Genomic DNA, 15,473 nt, shown 5'->3' with positions numbered 1-15,473 from the left:
CTGTCGTGGGTCAGAAGCCGGGGATGAGGCTGACGACGAGGTCGATGAGCTTGATGCCGATGAACGGGGCGATCACGCCGCCCAGGCCGTAGATCAGCAGGTTGCGCTGCAGCATCCGCGCCGCGCTCGCCGGTCGGTACTTCACGCCGCGCAGCGCGAGCGGGATGAGGAAGACGATCACGATCGCGTTGAAGATGATCGCGCTGAGCACGGCGGATGCCGGCGAGTGCAGCTGCATGATGTTCAGCACCGCGAGCCCGGGGAGCGCCGTCATGAACATCGCCGGGATGATCGCGAAGTACTTCGCGATGTCGTTCGCCAGCGAGAACGTCGTCAGTGCGCCGCGGGTGATCAGCAGCTGCTTGCCGATGCGCACGATCTCGATGAGCTTGGTCGGGTCGGAGTCGAGGTCGACCATGTTTCCGGCCTCCTTGGCCGCCGAAGTGCCGGTGTTCATCGCGACGCCGACGTCGGCCTGCGCGAGCGCGGGGGCGTCATTGGTGCCGTCACCGGTCATGGCCACCATCCGGCCGCCCTGCTGCTCGCGCCGGATGAGGGCGAGCTTGTCCTCCGGGGTCGCCTCCGCGAGGAAGTCGTCGACCCCGGCCTCCTGCGCGATCGCCGCGGCCGTCAGCGGATTGTCGCCCGTGATCATGACGGTGCGGATGCCCATCGCGCGCAGCTCGTCGAAGCGCTCGCGCAGGCCGTCCTTCACGATGTCCTTGAGATGCACGACGCCGAGGATGCGGGGCGCTGAGCTCGTCGACGGCGAGGTCGCGACGGCGACGACCAGCGGCGTGCCACCCGAGGCGGCGATCTCGTCAGCAGCGCGGGCCGCCTCGGCGCCGGCATCCCCGGCATCCCCGCCCAGCGATTCGAGCCACGAGCGGATCGCGGATCCTGCGCCCTTGCGGATCATGCGGCCGTCGGGCAGATCGAGCCCGCTCATCCGGGTCTGCGCGGTGAACGGCACGGTCACCGCATCCGCCGGCGCCGTGACGACGACCCCGCGCGCAGCGGCCAGGTCGACGATCGACGCGCCCTCCGGCGTCGGGTCGGCGAGCGACGACAGCGCGGCGGCCTGCAGCAGCTCGGCGGCATCCGTGCCCGCGACGGGACGGACGTCGTCGGCCCGGCGGTTGCCGTACGTGATGGTGCCGGTCTTGTCGAGCAGCAGGGTCGACACGTCGCCGGCCGCCTCGACGGCCCGCCCTGACATCGCGAGCACGTTGCGCTGCACGAGCCGGTCCATCCCGGCGATGCCGATCGCGCTGAGCAGCGCGCCGATCGTGGTCGGGATCAGGCACACGAGCAGCGCGATCAGGACGGGGATGCTGACCGGCGAGGCGACATAGGAGGCGATCGGATTCAATGCCAGCACGACGAACAGGAACACGATCGACAGGCTCGCGAGCAGGATGTTCAGAGCGATCTCGTTGGGCGTGCGCTGCCGGTTCGCGCCCTCGACGAGAGCGATCATCCGGTCGACGAACGTCTCGCCTGGTTTCGAGGTGATCCGCACGACGATGCGGTCGGAGAGCACCCTGGTGCCGCCGGTCACCGCGCTGCGGTCGCCGCCGGACTCGCGGATGACCGGTGCGCTCTCACCGGTGATCGCCGACTCGTCGACCGTCGCGATGCCTGCCACGATGTCGCCGTCGCCGGGGATCAGCTCGCCCGCCGTGACGATCACGGTGTCGCCGAGTCGCAGGTCGGACGAGGCGACTTCTGCCACGGCCGCCTGCGACGCGAGCGGGTCGGCCGGGTCGTAGGCATCCACCCGCCGCGCCGTGGTCGTCGTGCGGGTCTTCCGCAGGCTGGCCGCCTGCGCCTTGCCCCGGCCTTCGGCGACCGACTCGGCGAGGTTGGCGAACACCACTGTGAGCCACAGCCACGCGGCGATCGCCCAGGTGAAGCCGGCCGGGATCCCGGCATCCGGCTCGGCCAGGAACGGCTCGGCGATCGCGAGCACGGTCGTGAACGCGGCACCGGCCCAGACCAGCAGGATCACCGGGTTGCGCAGCAGCCTGGCGGGGTTCAGTCGGCCCAGCGCGCCGGGGATGGCGGCCGCGAGCTGCGCGGCGCCGAACGCGCGGGGTGGCTTTCCGGTCGTTGACGTGGATGCCGGGGCATCCGATCGAGTGTCGGTGAGGGTCATTTCAGACCAGTCCTTCTGCGAGCGGCCCGAGCGTGAGCACGGGGAAGTAGGTGAGTGCGGTGATGATGACGGCGACCGTCGCGAGCAGGCCCACGAACAGCGGCCGGTGCGTGGGCAGGGTTCCGACGGTCTCTGGCACGTGCTGCTGAGCGGCCAGGGACCCTGCCAGAGCCAGCACCAGCACGATCGGGATGAACCGACCGAGCAGCATTGCCACACCGAGGGCGGTGTTCAGCCACGCGGTGTTCGCGGTGAGTCCGGCGAAGGCCGAGCCGTTGTTGTTCGCGGCCGAGGTGAACGCGTAGAGCACCTCGCTGAGACCATGTGGGCCCGGATTGAGGATGCTGGTGCTCACCACCTCGTCTCGGATGCCTGGGATCGCGAAGCTCAGCGCGGTGCCGCCGAGGACGAGTGCCGGCACGACGAGGATGTACAGGCTGGAGAGGGTCATCTCTCGCGGCCCGATGCGCTTGCCGAGGTACTCGGGCGATCGCCCGACCAGCAGGCCGCCGACGAACACCGCGATGACGGCGAGCACCAGCATGCCGTACAGACCCGATCCGACGCCGCCAGGGGCGACCTCGCCGAGCATCATGTTCAGCATCGGCATCATGCCGCCGAGTGCCGTGTACGAGTCGTGCATCGAGTTGACGGCACCGGTCGAGGTCAGAGTCGACGCGCTGCCGAAGAGAGTCGAGCCGAGGATGCCGAAGCGCTGCTCCTTGCCCTCCATCGCCGCGCCGGCGAGCTGCGATGCGAGTCCGTGGCCGGAGTGCTCGAGCATCGAGAGGATCGTCGTCGACGCGAGGAACAGCGCCCCCATCACCGACACGATTGCGTAACCCTGGCGGTCATCGCCCACCATCCGGCCGAAAGCACGGGGGAGCGAGAACGGGATGGCCAGGATCAGCACCATCTCGAGCAGGTTCGTCCACGGCGTCGGGTTCTCGAACGGATGCGCCGAGTTGGCGTTGTAGAAGCCACCGCCGTTGGTGCCGAGCAGCTTGATCGCCTCCTGCGAGGCCACCGGACCGCCCGGGATCTGCTGCAGGCCGCCGGTCAGCGTGTGCACCTCGGTGAATCCCGAGAGGTTCTGCACCACGCCACCGGCGATGAGAGCGATGGCCGCGATCGCCGAGATCGGCAGCAGCAGGCGGATCACGCCGCGCGTGAGGTCGACCCAGAAGTTGCCGATCGTCGCCGAATCGCGGCGCGCGAAGCCACGAACGAGGGCGACCGCCACGGCGATGCCGACCGCAGCGGAGAGGAAGTTCTGCACCGCCAGGCCCGCGAACTGCACCAGGTGGCCCATCGTCTGCTCTGGGGAGTACGACTGCCAGTTCGTGTTCGCCACGAACGACGCCGCGGTGTTGAAGGCGAGCCCCTCCGGAACGGCGGGCAGGCCGAGTGAGAGCGGCAGCAGCTGCTGCGTCCGCTGCAGCAGGTAGACCAGCAGCATCCCGCCGGCCGAGAACAGCAGCAGCGCGCGGGCGTAGGCCCGCCAGGTCTGCTCGGAAGCCGAGTCGACGCCGATCAGCCGGTACAGCCCGCGCTCGACGCGCAGGTCACGCGCGCCGCTGTACACGCGGGCGATGTAGTCGCCGAGCGGGCGGTACAGCAGCGCCAGGATCAGCACGAGCGTCGCGGCCTGCAGCACTCCGAACCAGATGTCAGCGGCGCCCATCAGAACCTCGTAGGGGCGATGAGGGCCACCAGCAGGTAGCCGATCGCGAGCAGGCCGAGCACGACCCCCGCGATGTCGAAGGCGGTCATAGCCGCTCCACCCCCTTCGCGACGAGCGAGACGAGGGCGAAGATCAGCGCGGTCAGCGCGAGATAAATGAGATCGAGCACATGATCGATCTCACTCCGCTCAACGGCGGGAGAACCCGATCCTCACGGTTTCCCTACGCCCGTCGGGCGGATGCATGCGCTTCGCTCACGAGCGCGTCGAGTCACCGGCATCCGGGGGCCCAGCCGGTCGCTGCGCGCGACGGTCGGTGCGCGGCGGACGCGGGTACAGCTCGACAGGTCGGCCGGCCCGCTCCTGGCCGAGCATCGGGCGCGATCGGCGGCCGTAGATCAGCTCGGACGAGTCGAGCAGCCACGGCACCAGCGTGATCGTCACACCGTGGATCATCATCAGCTGGTTCGCCATGCGGCGGGCGCGGCGGTTGTGCAGCAGCTTCTCCCACCAGTGGCCCACGATGTACTGCGGCAGGTACACGGTCACCACCGACGGTCCGTGCTTCTCGCGGTATTCGCGGATGAAGTGCTCAACCGGCTGCGCATACGTGCGGAACGGCGATTCGACGATGACCAGCGGGATCGGGATGGCGTGCGCCAGCCACTGCTGCTGCAGCTCAGCACCGTCTTCGTGCGAGAGCGCCACATGCAGCGCGACGGTCTTCTCGTGCTTCGCCGCCAGCGCGTAGTCCAGGGCCTTGATGACGGGCTTCTGCATGCGGCTGACGAGCACGATCGCCACGTCGCCGGTGGAGCCGAAGTGCGTCGTGTCGTCGATCGCGATCTCGTGCTCGACATCGCGGTAGTACCGCTTCACGCCGAGCATGAGCAGGGCCAGCACGGGGATGGCGAGGAACACCAGCCACGCCCCGTGGGTGAACTTCGTGATCGTCACGATGATCAGCACCGAGATGGTCATGATCGCCCCGACCAGGTTCACCGACATGCCGGTGTACACGTCGCGCGGCACGGAACGACCCTCGGCGACGATCTCGCGGGCAAGGCGCTTCCAATGTCGCACCATGCCGATCTGCCCCAGCGAGAACGACACGAACACGCCGATGATGTACAGCTGGATGAGGTTGGTGAGGTTCGCCTGGAACACCACCAGCACCCCGATCGCGGCGATGCCGAGCAGGATCATGCCGTTCGAGAACACCAGCCGATCACCGCGGGTGTTCAGCGCCTTGGGGGCGTAGCCCTCGCGGGCGAGTACGGAACCCAACAGCGGGAAGCCGTTGAACGCGGTGTTCGCCGCGAGCAGCAGCACGCAGGCGGTCGCCGCCTGGATGATGAAGAATGGGATGCTGCCGGCACCGAACGTCGCTGCGGCGACCTGCGCCATCAGGCTCGGCTGCGGGCCGGAGCAGTCGAACCCGATCAGATCGCACGGGTTCTCGGCGTACCGCACGCCGGAGACCAGCGCCATGGTCGTCAGGCCGGCGAACAGCACCGCGGCGATCGATCCCATCAGCGCGAGAGTCGTCTTGGCGTTGCGCACCTTGGGTACCCGGAACGCCGGCACGCCGTTGGACACGGCCTCGACGCCGGTCAGAGCCGAGCATCCGCTCGAGAACGCGCGCAGGATCACCAGCACCATGGCTGCCTGGCTGAGGCTCTCGGCCTGCACCGTGTAGTCGGCGCTTGATGCCACCGGAGCATCGCCCAGCATCATCCGGACCAGGCCCGTGCCGATCATCAGGACCACCGACCCGATGAAGATGTACGTCGGGATCGCGAAGACGGTGGATGCCTCGCGCACGCCGCGCAGGTTGACGACGATGATCAGCACGACGAACCCGACCGCGAACTCCACCCGGAACGGGTCGAGGTCGGGCACCGCGGAGATGATGTTGTCGACGCCGGAGGCGATCGACACCGACACCGTGAGAACGTAGTCGACGAGCAGCGCCGCCGCGACGATGACCGAGGGGATCTCGCCCAGGTTCTTCTGCACGACTTCGAAATCACCGCCGCCAGAGGGGTACGCCTTGATGATCTGTCGATAGCTGAGCACCACCACGATCAGCAGCAGCACGACGGCCGCGGCGACCCATGGGCTGAGGGCGAGAAAAGCGGTGCCGCCGATCAGCATGATCATGAGCATCTCCTGCGGCCCGTAGGCCACCGAGCTCAGTGCGTCGGATGCGAAGATCGGCAGTGCCATGCGCTTCGGAAGCAGCTGATCGTTCACCTGTTCGCTGGTGAGCGGTTCGCCGAGGATGAGTCGTTTCGCGAGCTGCGGTGCGTCCGTGTTCTCGCGGCCTTCGTATGCCACGACGGGCGACACTACGCCTGCTGGTGCCCGCCGCGCAAGTGGCAGCGGGCGGTGTGTCCGCGGCACCTACTTCAGGGGCATCAGAACCGGCACCAGCAGCACACTCACGACGACCATCATCGCGAACGGGCACGGCGAAGACGCCGAGATGAAGGGCGGTCGAGATCGCGATGGGTGACATCAGCACGGCCGTGGCGGTGTTCGAGACGTTCGGCGACGACGGCGGCGTGCTGCAGATCGCGACGATGTCCGGCAGCGTCGCTGCCGGCTGCACGGCAGCGCTCTCGGTGGCGGTGTGAACGGGCGCACTGCCGAAAGAGCGCCGAGCGGATGTCGAAGTACCCAGCCGATTCCGAAACCTGGCGCGTAGCGTCGATGGCATGAGTACGCTTCCCGTCGACGACGCGGCGATCGCTGAGGCCAGGCAGTTGCGGGACGAGTTCCAGCGCTTCCTGCGCGAGTACGAGTTCGGCATGCGCGAGGTCGAGACGAAGATCTCGATCCTGCAGGACGAGTTCACGCACATGCATGCCTACAACCCGATCGAGCACGTCAAGAGCAGGCTGAAGTCACCGGACAGCATCGTCGAGAAGGTCGCCAGGCGTGACATCGACGCCGACTTCGCCAGCATCCGGCGGGAGATCACCGACATCGCCGGCGTGCGGATCACCTGCAGCTTCGTCAGCGACGTCTACCGCCTCTTCGACCTGTTCACCGCGCAGGACGACGTGACCGTCCGCATCGTCAAGGACTACATCTCGGTCCCCAAGCCGAACGGCTACCGCAGCCTGCACGCGATCGTCGAGGTGCCCGTCTTCCTGTCGACGGGCACGGTGGCCGTGCCCGTCGAGGTGCAGTTCCGCACCATCGCGATGGACTTCTGGGCGAGCCTTGAGCACAAGATCCACTACAAGTTCTCGGGTCGGGTGCCAGAGCACCTCGTGCAGAGCCTGACGGATGCGGCGGATGCTGCCGGCGAACTCGACGATCGCATGGAGCGCCTGCACCGCGAGGCCCACGAGGTGAACCAGCGCGTCATCGAGGCCTGATCCGCTCTCGCTGCGCGGGTGGGATGATATCTGGGATGCATGCGACTGAAACCGACGAGCAGATCGACGAGTCCGTCGACCTCAGTGAGCTCCCCTCGCTGGACGGCGACGGCAAACCGCGCTGCGAATGCGACCACGGCACCGAGGCCGAGTACATCGCCTGCGGGCGACGCGCTCGCTGGCGGGTGAGCGTCGACTGCACGTGCGGCGAACAGCACCCGCGCGTCGTCGAGATCCTCTGCTCACGCTGCCTGCGCACCCTGCGGCGCAACTACGAGCGCGAGGCGATCACCGCCCGCCCGCTCTGAGTTCTCGTTCTGAAGCTCAGTCGAGGAACTCCCGCGCCGCGGTCACGAGTGCCGTCACGCCCGCCTCGATGGTCGGGTGGATGACCGGCGCGTAGAACGGCGAGTGGTTGGTCGGGATGCTGCTGTCGACGGTTCCGTTCGCGATCGCCGCGGCATACTCGGCCGGATCCGCACCACCCCAGAACCAGAACACCAGTGGCACCTCGGCATCGCGCGCGAACCAGGACACGTCCTCGCTGCCGGTGAACAGGCCGGGATCGATGACGGCCTGCTCGCCGAAGACCGACGCGAACGCCGCCGTGACGCGCGCCGTGGCATCGGCGTCGTTGACGGTCGCCGGCAGCGTGTGCAGGGTCGAGATCTCGGGTTCGCGCTCGGCGCCGGACGCCATCGCCTCGGCCCTGATCACGCGTTCGACCTTCTCGAGAACCTTGTCGCGCAACTGATCGTCCGGGTAGCGCAGGCTGAGCTGCATCGTGGCATCCGCGGGAATGATGTTGTTCTTCGTGCCGGCATGGATCGCGCCCACCGTCACCACCGCGAGGTCGTGCGGGTCGACCTCGCGTGAGACGACGGTCTGCAGGCGCATGATCGTCGCCGCTGCCATCACGATCGGATCGATCGTGGAATGCGGACGTGAGCCGTGTCCGCCGCGTCCGTGCAGGACGACCTGCAGGCCGTCGGATGCTGACATCTGCGGCCCTGGACGCACGCCGAACATGCCGGCGGGGAACGGCGTGACGTGCTGGCCGAGCACGATGTCGGGGCGCGGGAAGCGGTCGAGCACGCCGTCGTCGAGCATCGCCCTGGCGCCGGCGCCGTACTCCTCGGCGGGCTGGATCACCACGACCACCGTGCCGCTCCACTGATCGCGCTCTGCGACCATGCGCTCGACGGCGCCGATCATCGCCGTCACGTGCATGTCGTGACCGCAGGCGTGCATGACGCCGACGGTCTCGCCGTCAGGGTCGACGCCGGTCGCGGTGGAGGCGTAGGGGAGTCCTGTCTCCTCGGTGACGGGCAGGGCGTCCATGTCGGCGCGCAGCCAGACGACCGGTCCCTCACCATTGCCGAGCACGCCGATCACACCGGTGATGCCGATGCCCTCGTGCACCTCCAGCCCCAGATCGCGCAGGTGCGCGGCGGCGACGCCGGCGGTGCGGGTCTCCTGGAACGACAGCTCAGGGTGCCGGTGCAGATCGATGTACAGCGCTTCCAGGTCGATGCTCATGACCAGAGCATAGCCACTGGCATCCGGCGTCCGGACGACTTCCCAGCCGAGCGCGGTATCCTTGAGTGAACCTCTGTTCAGAGGTTCACTCCCAGTCCGCCCGCTGGGCCCCGTCGAACGTGGCACCTTCCCGATCTTCTCCCCGCGTATGAGTGCCGCGGCCAGGATCCCAGCTCGCCGATCGAAGCGCTTCCGCGTCGATCGGCCGGCACCATCAACTAGAACTCGCCCGATCGGATGATCCGGCCAGGCACGGGCCGCTTGACGGCCACATCAACAGAAAGAGAAGCACATGGCCACTGGCACTGTGAAATGGTTCAACTCCGAAAAGGGCTTCGGCTTCATCGCCCCCGACGACGGGTCTGCCGACCTGTTCGCGCACTTCTCGGCGATAACCGGTTCGGGCTTCAAGGAGCTCACCGAGAACCAGAAGGTCGAGTTCGACCCGGAGCGCGGCCCCAAGGGCATGCAGGCTGCGAACATCCGCCCTCTCTGAGCGCGGCTCGCAACGAACCGAACCGGTCGGGAGCATCACGCTCCCGGCCGGTTCTGTCGTCAGTGGGGAAAGTCCGGCACCCGGTCTCACACACGGGTCGTTCAGGTCGATTCGATCCGCCCCAGGATGCGAACCGCCGTTCCGGTGCCGTCTTCGCCGCGGATCCGCTCGCCGAGTTCGCCCGCGTGTGCGGCGTACCGCGCGTCGGAGAGCAGATCCGTCAGCCTTTCGGTGAGCGATTCGATGCGGAGCTTCCTCATCGGCAGCGGGCGGGGGCCCGCGCCGAGTGCGTGGACGCGGTCGCCCCAGAACGGCTGATCGCCGAGAACCGGGCAGATCAGCGTCGGGCGGCCGGCACGGAGTCCTGCTGCGGTGGTGCCGGAGCCGCCGTGGTGGACGACGGCGCTGACGCGGGGGAACAGCAGTTCGTGCGGCACCTCGTCGACGACCAGGACGTCGTCGGACTGCGCCGCCTGGAGCCCACCCCACCCGCGCGCGACGATGGCGCGTGCCCCGGCCGATCTGACGGCATCGAGCACGATCCGCCCGCGTTCCTCGGCGTGCTTGCCGAAGCCCATGCTGCCGAAGCCCGCGTAGACGACCGGTGTGGTGCCGTCGATGAACGCCGACACCTCGTCGGGGAGGGGCGCCTCGACATCCGGTGAACGAAACCAGTACCCGGTCAGGTGGGCGGACTCCGGGTAGTCGCGCGGGCGCGGGACGACAGCGGGGCTGATCGGGTAGAGCACGGGAACGGGGATGCCGTCGTGATTCAGGAAGTCACTGAAGCGACTTGCCCGATCCAGCCCGAGCAGTTTCGTCCGAAACCGATTGATCATGCCGCCGTAGGCGATCGCCGTGAACCGGTTGAACTGGTAGGTCGCGCGGTTCCAGCCGGCCGAGTGGCGACCCGTGAGGAACGGGATCGGGAACTCGCCCGTCGGGGTGAGGAACGGCAGCGGCAAGGAGGCCACGAACGGAACGCCCAACCGCTCGGCGATGTGGAAACCGCCGAGGGCCTTCGGGTGCGCGAGGATGATCGTCGGATCGGTCCGCTGCGCGGCATCCCACTGCTCCACAAGGGATGCCCTCATCGCGGCGGTCATCCGGCGTGCCGCTCGAGCGACCTCGATCGGACCGGATGCCGTCGTCATCCCATTGCGGACCAGGTCATGCATCCACGTGCCGGCGGCCTCGAAGCCGACACCGCTGCGCACGGCGTCGGCACGGTACACCTCGGGAGCACACAGGATCGCGTCGTGGCCCTCCGACCGCAGACGCTGGGCGAGGGCGAGATACGGCTCGACATCGCCGCGGGTGCCGAAGGTGATGATGAGTGCGCGCATCAGGTGCTGATCACGTCACGACGCCGGAAGCCCCAGAACGCGGCGGCGAAGAGCGCCGCCGCGACCCCCGTCACTCCCAGCACGCCCCACATCTCGGCATCATCGCCGAATGCGTCGGGCGTCCAGTAGAAGGGCGAGACGCCCTGCAGCCACTCCGGCAGGTCGAACAGCGGGCCGAAGAAGTCGGCGATGAAGATGAACGCCAGCAGCGCCCAGCCGAGCCCTGTCGCGCGCGGGGCCCAGCCGTACAGCGCAGCGGTCAGTGCGAGCAGCACCAGCACACCCGCCGCGTACGAGACCCACACCACGGCGAAGTCGCCCAGGGTCGGATCCTCGATGCCGACCTGGGCGGCTCCGGCCCACATGCCGAACACCGAGACTGCGAGCACCACCAGAGTGCCGATCGCAGCCATCACCAGTTGCGCGGCCAACCACCGCGAGCGGCCGACCGGTGTCGACAGGGCCAGCTCCAGCCGCCCCGACGACTCCTCGGTCTTCGGCCGCTGCCCCATCACGATGGCGTACGCCCCGGCGGCGAGAGAGATGAACAACACCATCGCGGCGAGGAAGGACGTCGTGAACGCCGACGAGTCGTCTCCGAACAGCGCGGCCAGCACGGGGTTGTCCTCGACCAGATCGGCCACCATGTCGTTGAGCGTCGACATCATCGTGCCGGATCCGTACCAGAGGCCACCGGTCACGAGGGCGGTCCAGATCATCGCGGCTCGCTGCTGTGTCCAGGCCAGCGCGAACGGTGACCGCAATGCGGCACCGGCGTCGGCGGGCCCCGGCCGACCGGCCATGAGGCCGGCGCCGAAGTCGCGACGGCGGGCGAGCAGCGCTGCCGCGAACAGGAGCACGACGGTCGTGACGACCGGAAGGATCAACGGCCACCACCGCAGATCGACGAACGCGCGCATCTGCTGCGCCCAGGCGATCGGCGAGAACCAAGACAGGGCTGAGCCACCTGTCTGCTGCATGTCGCCCGCGGCACGCACCACGAATGCGACGGCGAACACCATCAGCGAGACACCGGTGGCGCCGCGGGAGTGAGCGGTGACCTGAGACGCCACCAGAGCGACGGCGCCGAACACGAGGGCGGCCAGCACACTGCCGAGCATCATCGCGAACGCATCCTCGACGGGCACATCCTCGCCGACCAGGATCATGCCGCCGGCGCACAGCACCGCGATGATCAACAGGTGCACCGTGAGCGTCAGCATGGCTGCGACCGCCGCGGTGTGGCGGCCGACGTTGCTCGCGCGGACCAGCTCGGACGTACCGTCCTCCTCACCGGCGCGGGTGTGGCGCACGACGTGCAGGATGCACATGATCGCCATCGACAGCACCAGCCAGGTGATGCCCTCGTTCGCCATCGCGACGGACGGCGTGTAATCGTCCAGGCCGTAGCCGGGGCCACCCATCACGATGCCGCTCGGCGTCGACATCACCGCGCCGCGCGCGGCCATCGCCTGCTCGTCGAACACGTTGGTGAGCGCGAACGTGAAATAGACCACGAACAGCGTCATGGACGCAGCCCACACGCTCATGCGCACGCGGTCGCGCCGCACGATGTGCCGGCACAGGTGCCCGAGCCCGGCGAGCGGCGGATCGGAACGCGGGTGGGCAGAACGACGGGTCTCCGCCACGGCGGTCATCGCACCGGCTCGCTCTCAGCGGCGATCTCGTCGCCGTAGTGCCGCATGAACAGGTCCTCCAGCGACGGCGGCATCGACACCAGTGAGATGAGGCCGGTGCGGGCGAGTGCGGTGAGCACCTCACCGGATGCCGCATCGTCGGTGTCGAAGCTCACACGGGTACCACCCTCGACGGTCTCGACCTCGAGGTCGTGGACGCCCTCATGCGCGTCGAGGCCGCCGGCATAGCTCGGCACGACCGCCACGACCCGCGACCGTGTGAGGCGGCGCAGGCTGCTCAGCGTTCCCGATTCCACGGCATGACCGGCGCGGATGATCGTGACCGTGTCGCACACCTTCTCCACCTCGCTGAGGATGTGGCTGCTCAGCAGGATCGACGTGCCCTGAGCCTTCAGCTCCCGCACCTGCTCGGTGAACACCGCCTCCATGAGCGGGTCGAGTCCGCTCGTCGGCTCATCCAGGATGAACAGCTCGGCGTCGCTCGCGAGGGCGGCGACCAGCGCCACCTTCTGGCGGTTCCCCTTGGAATACGTGCGCGCCTTCTTGGTGGGGTCGAGCTCGAATCGTTCGAGCAGTTCCGCCTTGCGCCGCTTGTCGGGTCTGCCGCGAAGGCGGGACAGGTAGTCGATCGCCTCTCCGCCGGTGAGATTCGGCCACAGCGCGACGTCGCCCGGCACATAGGCGAGCCTGCGGTGCAGCGTGGCCGGCGTCGCCCACGGGTCAGCGCCGAACAGCCGGGCCGTCCCGGCATCCGCGCGCAGCAGCCCGAGCAGCACGCGGATCGTGGTCGACTTGCCCGCGCCGTTGGGACCGAGGAAGCCGCGGACCTCGCCGGGGGCGACCGTGAGGTCGAGGGCGTCAAGCGCCTTCACAGACCCGAAAGACTTGTCGAGTCCCTGAATATCTATCGTGTTCATGGGAATGCAGCTCCTGTTTCGACGGACGACGACGCGTCGCCGACCAGACTTCCCGGCACTCCGTGGGACAACCTACTCCCGTGCGAGAGGAAGCACCAGGGGGTCGGTCGACCTCGGCGGAGCCGAGCCCCTCGAAGGTCAGCGCAGCTGCGCGAAGCGCTCGACCTGGTTCGTCGGACCGACGACGAGCACCACATCGCCGTCGTGCAGCACGGTGTCGGCCTGCGCGTTGCTCCACTGACCATCCGGTTCACGGTGGGCGGCGATCGTCACGTCGTGCGTGTGACGCACGGCGGCTGAGGCGAGCGTGACGCCATGCAGGAAGTGCGGCGCGATGGTCTTGACCACGGCGAAACCTTTGTCGATCTCGAGGTAGTCGGCGGCCGCGCCGCGGACGAGGTGCGCGACGCGGCGGCCCATGTCCTTCTCCGGGTACACCACCCGGTGCACGCCGAGCTGCTGGAGTACGGCGCCGTGCTGCTCGTCGACGGCCTTCGCCCAGATCACCGGCACGTTCAGCTGCAGCAACAGGGATGCCGTGAGGATCGACGCCGTGATGTCGCTGCCGATCGCGACGACGACCCGATCGAACTCGCCGATCGTGAGCTGCTGCAGCACGTCCATCCGCGTCGCGTCGGCGCGCACCACCTGCGTCAGGGCGCCGTTGAGTGCCTGGACGACCTCCTCGTCGTCGTCGATGCCGAGGACGTCGGTGCCGGAATCCATCAGCTCGAGGGCGAGTGAGGTGCCGAAGCGGCCGAGGCCGATGACGGCGACCGAATCGGCCTCGGCGATGCGCCGGGCATCCTGCCCGAACGAGAGGAATCTGTTCATCTTTGGTCCTTTCGATCACCGACACCGGATGATCATCCGATGGCAGGACGTTCTTTGGGGAGCTCGTAGGCGGTTGCGCGCTCGCGCAGGGCGAGCGCCGACCCGAGAGTCAGTGGGCCGAGACGGCCGAGGAACATCAGCAGCACGAGGATCAGCTGGCCGGCGGCGGGCAGATCAGCGGTGATGCCCGTCGACATCCCCACCGTGCCGAACGCCGAGACCACCTCGAAGAGCACACGGTCCAGGTCGAGATCGGTGATGGCGAGGATGGCGATCACCGCTGCCATGATCGCGCCGATCGCCATGATCACGACGGTGATCGCCTCACGGTGCACGGCCCGCGAGAGCCGCTTCCCGAACACGTTCACGGCAGTGCCGCCGCGCAGCTCGGTGAGCATGATGAAGAACAGCACGGCGAAGGTCGTGACCTTGATGCCTCCGGCGGTTCCGGCGGGGCCACCACCGATGAACATCAGCACGTCAGTGCCGAGCCAGGTCTCGTCATGCAGCTGCGAAGTGTCGACGGAGTTGAATCCAGCCGTACGCGACTGCACAGCGTGGAAGAACCCCGCGAGGATCCTCGATCCGGGGTCCAAGGCGCCGAGGGTGCGGGGATTGTCCCACTCGATGGCGACGACATACACCGTGCCGAGCAGCAGAAGCGCCATCGTCGCCCACAGCACGATGCGGGTGTTCATCGACCAGTGCAGCGGGCGACGGAACTCCTTGCGCAACTGACGAAGCACAGGGAACCCGAGCCCACCGAGGATGATGGCGGCGCAGATCGGCAGGCAGATCCACGGGTCGGACACGAATCCCATCAGGCTGTCGCTGTACAGGGCGAATCCGGCGTTGTTGAACGACGACACGGCGTGGAACACGGCATGCCAGGTCGCGCTGCCCACGTCGTAGCCGTAGCCGGTGAGGAAGCGCAGGAACAGCAGCGCGGCGACGACCGCCTCGATCGTCAGAGTGGTCAACAGGATGCCGGTGGCCACCCGCTTCATGTCGCCGCTGCCGGCCGTCTTCGTCTCTGTGCCGGTGATGATCCGCGTACGCACCGAGAGCTTGCGGGCCAGCGCCATGCCGATCAGCGACGCGAAGAGCATGATCCCGAGCCCGCCGAGCTGGATCAGCAGCAGGATCACGACTTTGCCGAAGGGGCTCCAGAACTGCGGGGTGTCGACGACGATGAGTCCCGTCACGCACACGGCCGACGTCGCCGTGAACAGGGCGTCGACGAAGCCCGTCCACGCGCCCTTCGCCGAGGAGATCGGCAGCATCAGCAGTACAGTGCCGATGGCGATCGTCGTGCCGAATCCCGTCGTGATGGCCTGCGCCGGTGCGAGGTGCCGTCGCCGCGGGCGCGGCCGGGTCGGGCTGCGCGGGCGCAGCCGCACAGCTGCAGGCGGATCGGTGGTCTCAGAAGGCACTTGCCGACGTTACTCGCGTC

Annotated in this window: 14 protein-coding genes; 4 read left to right on the top strand and 10 right to left on the bottom strand. The window is 68.1% G+C overall.

The window, feature by feature from the left end; genetic code table 11:
* Window positions 1–10: 10 nt before the first annotated feature.
* The 4 genes from kdpB to MNR00_RS15755 all read right to left on the bottom strand — a co-directional run bounded on the left by kdpB (window position 11) and on the right by MNR00_RS15755 (window position 6,070).
* Window positions 11–2,158, bottom strand: a complete 2,148-nt coding sequence (gene kdpB, locus MNR00_RS15770) for a potassium-transporting ATPase subunit KdpB (RefSeq protein WP_241926858.1) — start codon at window positions 2,156–2,158, stop codon at window positions 11–13.
* Window position 2,159: 1 nt separating this feature from the next.
* Window positions 2,160–3,842: a potassium-transporting ATPase subunit KdpA gene (gene kdpA / locus MNR00_RS15765; protein WP_241926857.1), complete on the bottom strand. Its 1,683-nt coding sequence runs from the start codon at window positions 3,840–3,842 to the stop codon at window positions 2,160–2,162.
* Window positions 3,842–3,931, bottom strand: a complete 90-nt coding sequence (locus tag MNR00_RS15760; protein WP_241926856.1) for a potassium-transporting ATPase subunit F — start codon at window positions 3,929–3,931, stop codon at window positions 3,842–3,844. The genes kdpA and MNR00_RS15760 overlap by 1 nt, the downstream gene beginning before the upstream one ends.
* Window positions 3,932–4,096: 165 nt before the next feature.
* Complete coding sequence (locus MNR00_RS15755) at window positions 4,097–6,070, bottom strand: APC family permease (RefSeq protein WP_241928870.1); 1,974 nt, start codon at window positions 6,068–6,070, stop codon at window positions 4,097–4,099.
* Between the two features lie 281 nt (window positions 6,071–6,351).
* On the opposite strand from MNR00_RS15755, the gene MNR00_RS17220 reads away from it, so the two are divergent.
* The 3 genes from MNR00_RS17220 to MNR00_RS15745 all read left to right on the top strand — a co-directional run bounded on the left by MNR00_RS17220 (window position 6,352) and on the right by MNR00_RS15745 (window position 7,538).
* Window positions 6,352–6,480, top strand: coding sequence for a hypothetical protein (locus tag MNR00_RS17220; protein WP_277884361.1), 129 nt, complete (start codon window positions 6,352–6,354; stop codon window positions 6,478–6,480).
* An 81-nt stretch (window positions 6,481–6,561) separates the two neighbouring features.
* Window positions 6,562–7,230: a GTP pyrophosphokinase family protein gene (locus MNR00_RS15750; protein ID WP_241926855.1), complete on the top strand. Its 669-nt coding sequence runs from the start codon at window positions 6,562–6,564 to the stop codon at window positions 7,228–7,230.
* A gap of 35 nt (window positions 7,231–7,265) precedes the next feature.
* Entirely contained in the window at window positions 7,266–7,538 is a 273-nt protein-coding gene (locus MNR00_RS15745) for a hypothetical protein (protein ID WP_241926854.1), read from the top strand.
* Window positions 7,539–7,554: 16 nt separating this feature from the next.
* On the opposite strand, the gene MNR00_RS15740 is transcribed toward MNR00_RS15745, so the two are convergent.
* Complete coding sequence (locus tag MNR00_RS15740; RefSeq protein WP_241926853.1) at window positions 7,555–8,769, bottom strand: amidohydrolase; 1,215 nt, start codon at window positions 8,767–8,769, stop codon at window positions 7,555–7,557.
* Window positions 8,770–9,061: 292 nt separating this feature from the next.
* Here MNR00_RS15740 and MNR00_RS15735 point away from each other — a divergent pair, with 292 nt between their 5' ends.
* Complete coding sequence (locus MNR00_RS15735; RefSeq protein ID WP_241926852.1) at window positions 9,062–9,265, top strand: cold-shock protein; 204 nt, start codon at window positions 9,062–9,064, stop codon at window positions 9,263–9,265.
* 101 nt (window positions 9,266–9,366) lie between these two features.
* On the opposite strand, the gene MNR00_RS15730 is transcribed toward MNR00_RS15735, so the two are convergent.
* The 5 genes from MNR00_RS15730 to MNR00_RS15710 form a co-directional block, all read right to left on the bottom strand.
* Window positions 9,367–10,611 carry a glycosyltransferase gene (locus tag MNR00_RS15730; RefSeq protein ID WP_241926851.1) on the bottom strand — a complete coding sequence of 415 codons (1,245 nt, stop codon included), beginning with the start codon at window positions 10,609–10,611 and terminating at the stop codon, window positions 9,367–9,369.
* On the bottom strand, window positions 10,611–12,269 hold the full coding sequence (locus tag MNR00_RS15725; protein WP_241926850.1) for a hypothetical protein: 1,659 nt from the start codon (window positions 12,267–12,269) through the stop codon (window positions 10,611–10,613). Before MNR00_RS15725 ends, MNR00_RS15730 begins: the two co-directional genes overlap by 1 nt.
* A complete protein-coding gene (locus tag MNR00_RS15720; protein ID WP_241926849.1) occupies window positions 12,266–13,186 on the bottom strand; it encodes an ABC transporter ATP-binding protein in 921 nt (306 codons plus the stop codon). The genes MNR00_RS15725 and MNR00_RS15720 overlap by 4 nt, the downstream gene beginning before the upstream one ends.
* A 138-nt stretch (window positions 13,187–13,324) precedes the next feature.
* Window positions 13,325–14,020 (bottom strand): TrkA family potassium uptake protein, encoded by a 696-nt coding sequence (locus MNR00_RS15715; RefSeq protein WP_241926848.1) that lies wholly within the window; start codon window positions 14,018–14,020, stop codon window positions 13,325–13,327.
* Window positions 14,021–14,052: 32 nt separating this feature from the next.
* A complete protein-coding gene (locus tag MNR00_RS15710) occupies window positions 14,053–15,453 on the bottom strand; it encodes a potassium transporter TrkG (RefSeq protein ID WP_241926847.1) in 1,401 nt (466 codons plus the stop codon).
* Window positions 15,454–15,473: the final 20 nt, after the last annotated feature.

Origin of the sequence: Microbacterium sp. H1-D42 (assembly GCF_022637555.1) — a bacterium.
In the GTDB taxonomy this organism is placed as follows: Bacteria; Actinomycetota; Actinomycetes; order Actinomycetales; family Microbacteriaceae; genus Microbacterium.
Note: the sequence above shows the minus strand (reverse complement) of the source record. Positions and strands in the feature narration are given on the sequence as shown.

What these genes read in the sequence shown, in the direction of transcription:
- kdpB (WP_241926858.1), bottom strand. Translation starts at nt 2,158, where the DNA reads ATGACCCTCACCGACACTCGATCGGATGCCCCGGCATCCACGTCAACG.
- kdpA (WP_241926857.1), bottom strand. Translation starts at nt 3,842, where the DNA reads ATGGGCGCCGCTGACATCTGGTTCGGAGTGCTGCAGGCCGCGACGCTC.
- MNR00_RS15760 (WP_241926856.1), bottom strand. Translation starts at nt 3,931, where the DNA reads ATGACCGCCTTCGACATCGCGGGGGTCGTGCTCGGCCTGCTCGCGATC.
- MNR00_RS15755 (WP_241928870.1), bottom strand. Translation starts at nt 6,070, where the DNA reads ATGGCACTGCCGATCTTCGCATCCGACGCACTGAGCTCGGTGGCCTAC.
- MNR00_RS17220 (WP_277884361.1), top strand. Translation starts at nt 6,352, where the DNA reads ATGGGTGACATCAGCACGGCCGTGGCGGTGTTCGAGACGTTCGGCGAC.
- MNR00_RS15750 (WP_241926855.1), top strand. Translation starts at nt 6,562, where the DNA reads ATGAGTACGCTTCCCGTCGACGACGCGGCGATCGCTGAGGCCAGGCAG.
- MNR00_RS15745 (WP_241926854.1), top strand. Translation starts at nt 7,266, where the DNA reads ATGCATGCGACTGAAACCGACGAGCAGATCGACGAGTCCGTCGACCTC.
- MNR00_RS15740 (WP_241926853.1), bottom strand. Translation starts at nt 8,769, where the DNA reads ATGAGCATCGACCTGGAAGCGCTGTACATCGATCTGCACCGGCACCCT.
- MNR00_RS15735 (WP_241926852.1), top strand. Translation starts at nt 9,062, where the DNA reads ATGGCCACTGGCACTGTGAAATGGTTCAACTCCGAAAAGGGCTTCGGC.
- MNR00_RS15730 (WP_241926851.1), bottom strand. Translation starts at nt 10,611, where the DNA reads ATGCGCGCACTCATCATCACCTTCGGCACCCGCGGCGATGTCGAGCCG.
- MNR00_RS15725 (WP_241926850.1), bottom strand. Translation starts at nt 12,269, where the DNA reads ATGACCGCCGTGGCGGAGACCCGTCGTTCTGCCCACCCGCGTTCCGAT.
- MNR00_RS15720 (WP_241926849.1), bottom strand. Translation starts at nt 13,186, where the DNA reads ATGAACACGATAGATATTCAGGGACTCGACAAGTCTTTCGGGTCTGTG.
- MNR00_RS15715 (WP_241926848.1), bottom strand. Translation starts at nt 14,020, where the DNA reads ATGAACAGATTCCTCTCGTTCGGGCAGGATGCCCGGCGCATCGCCGAG.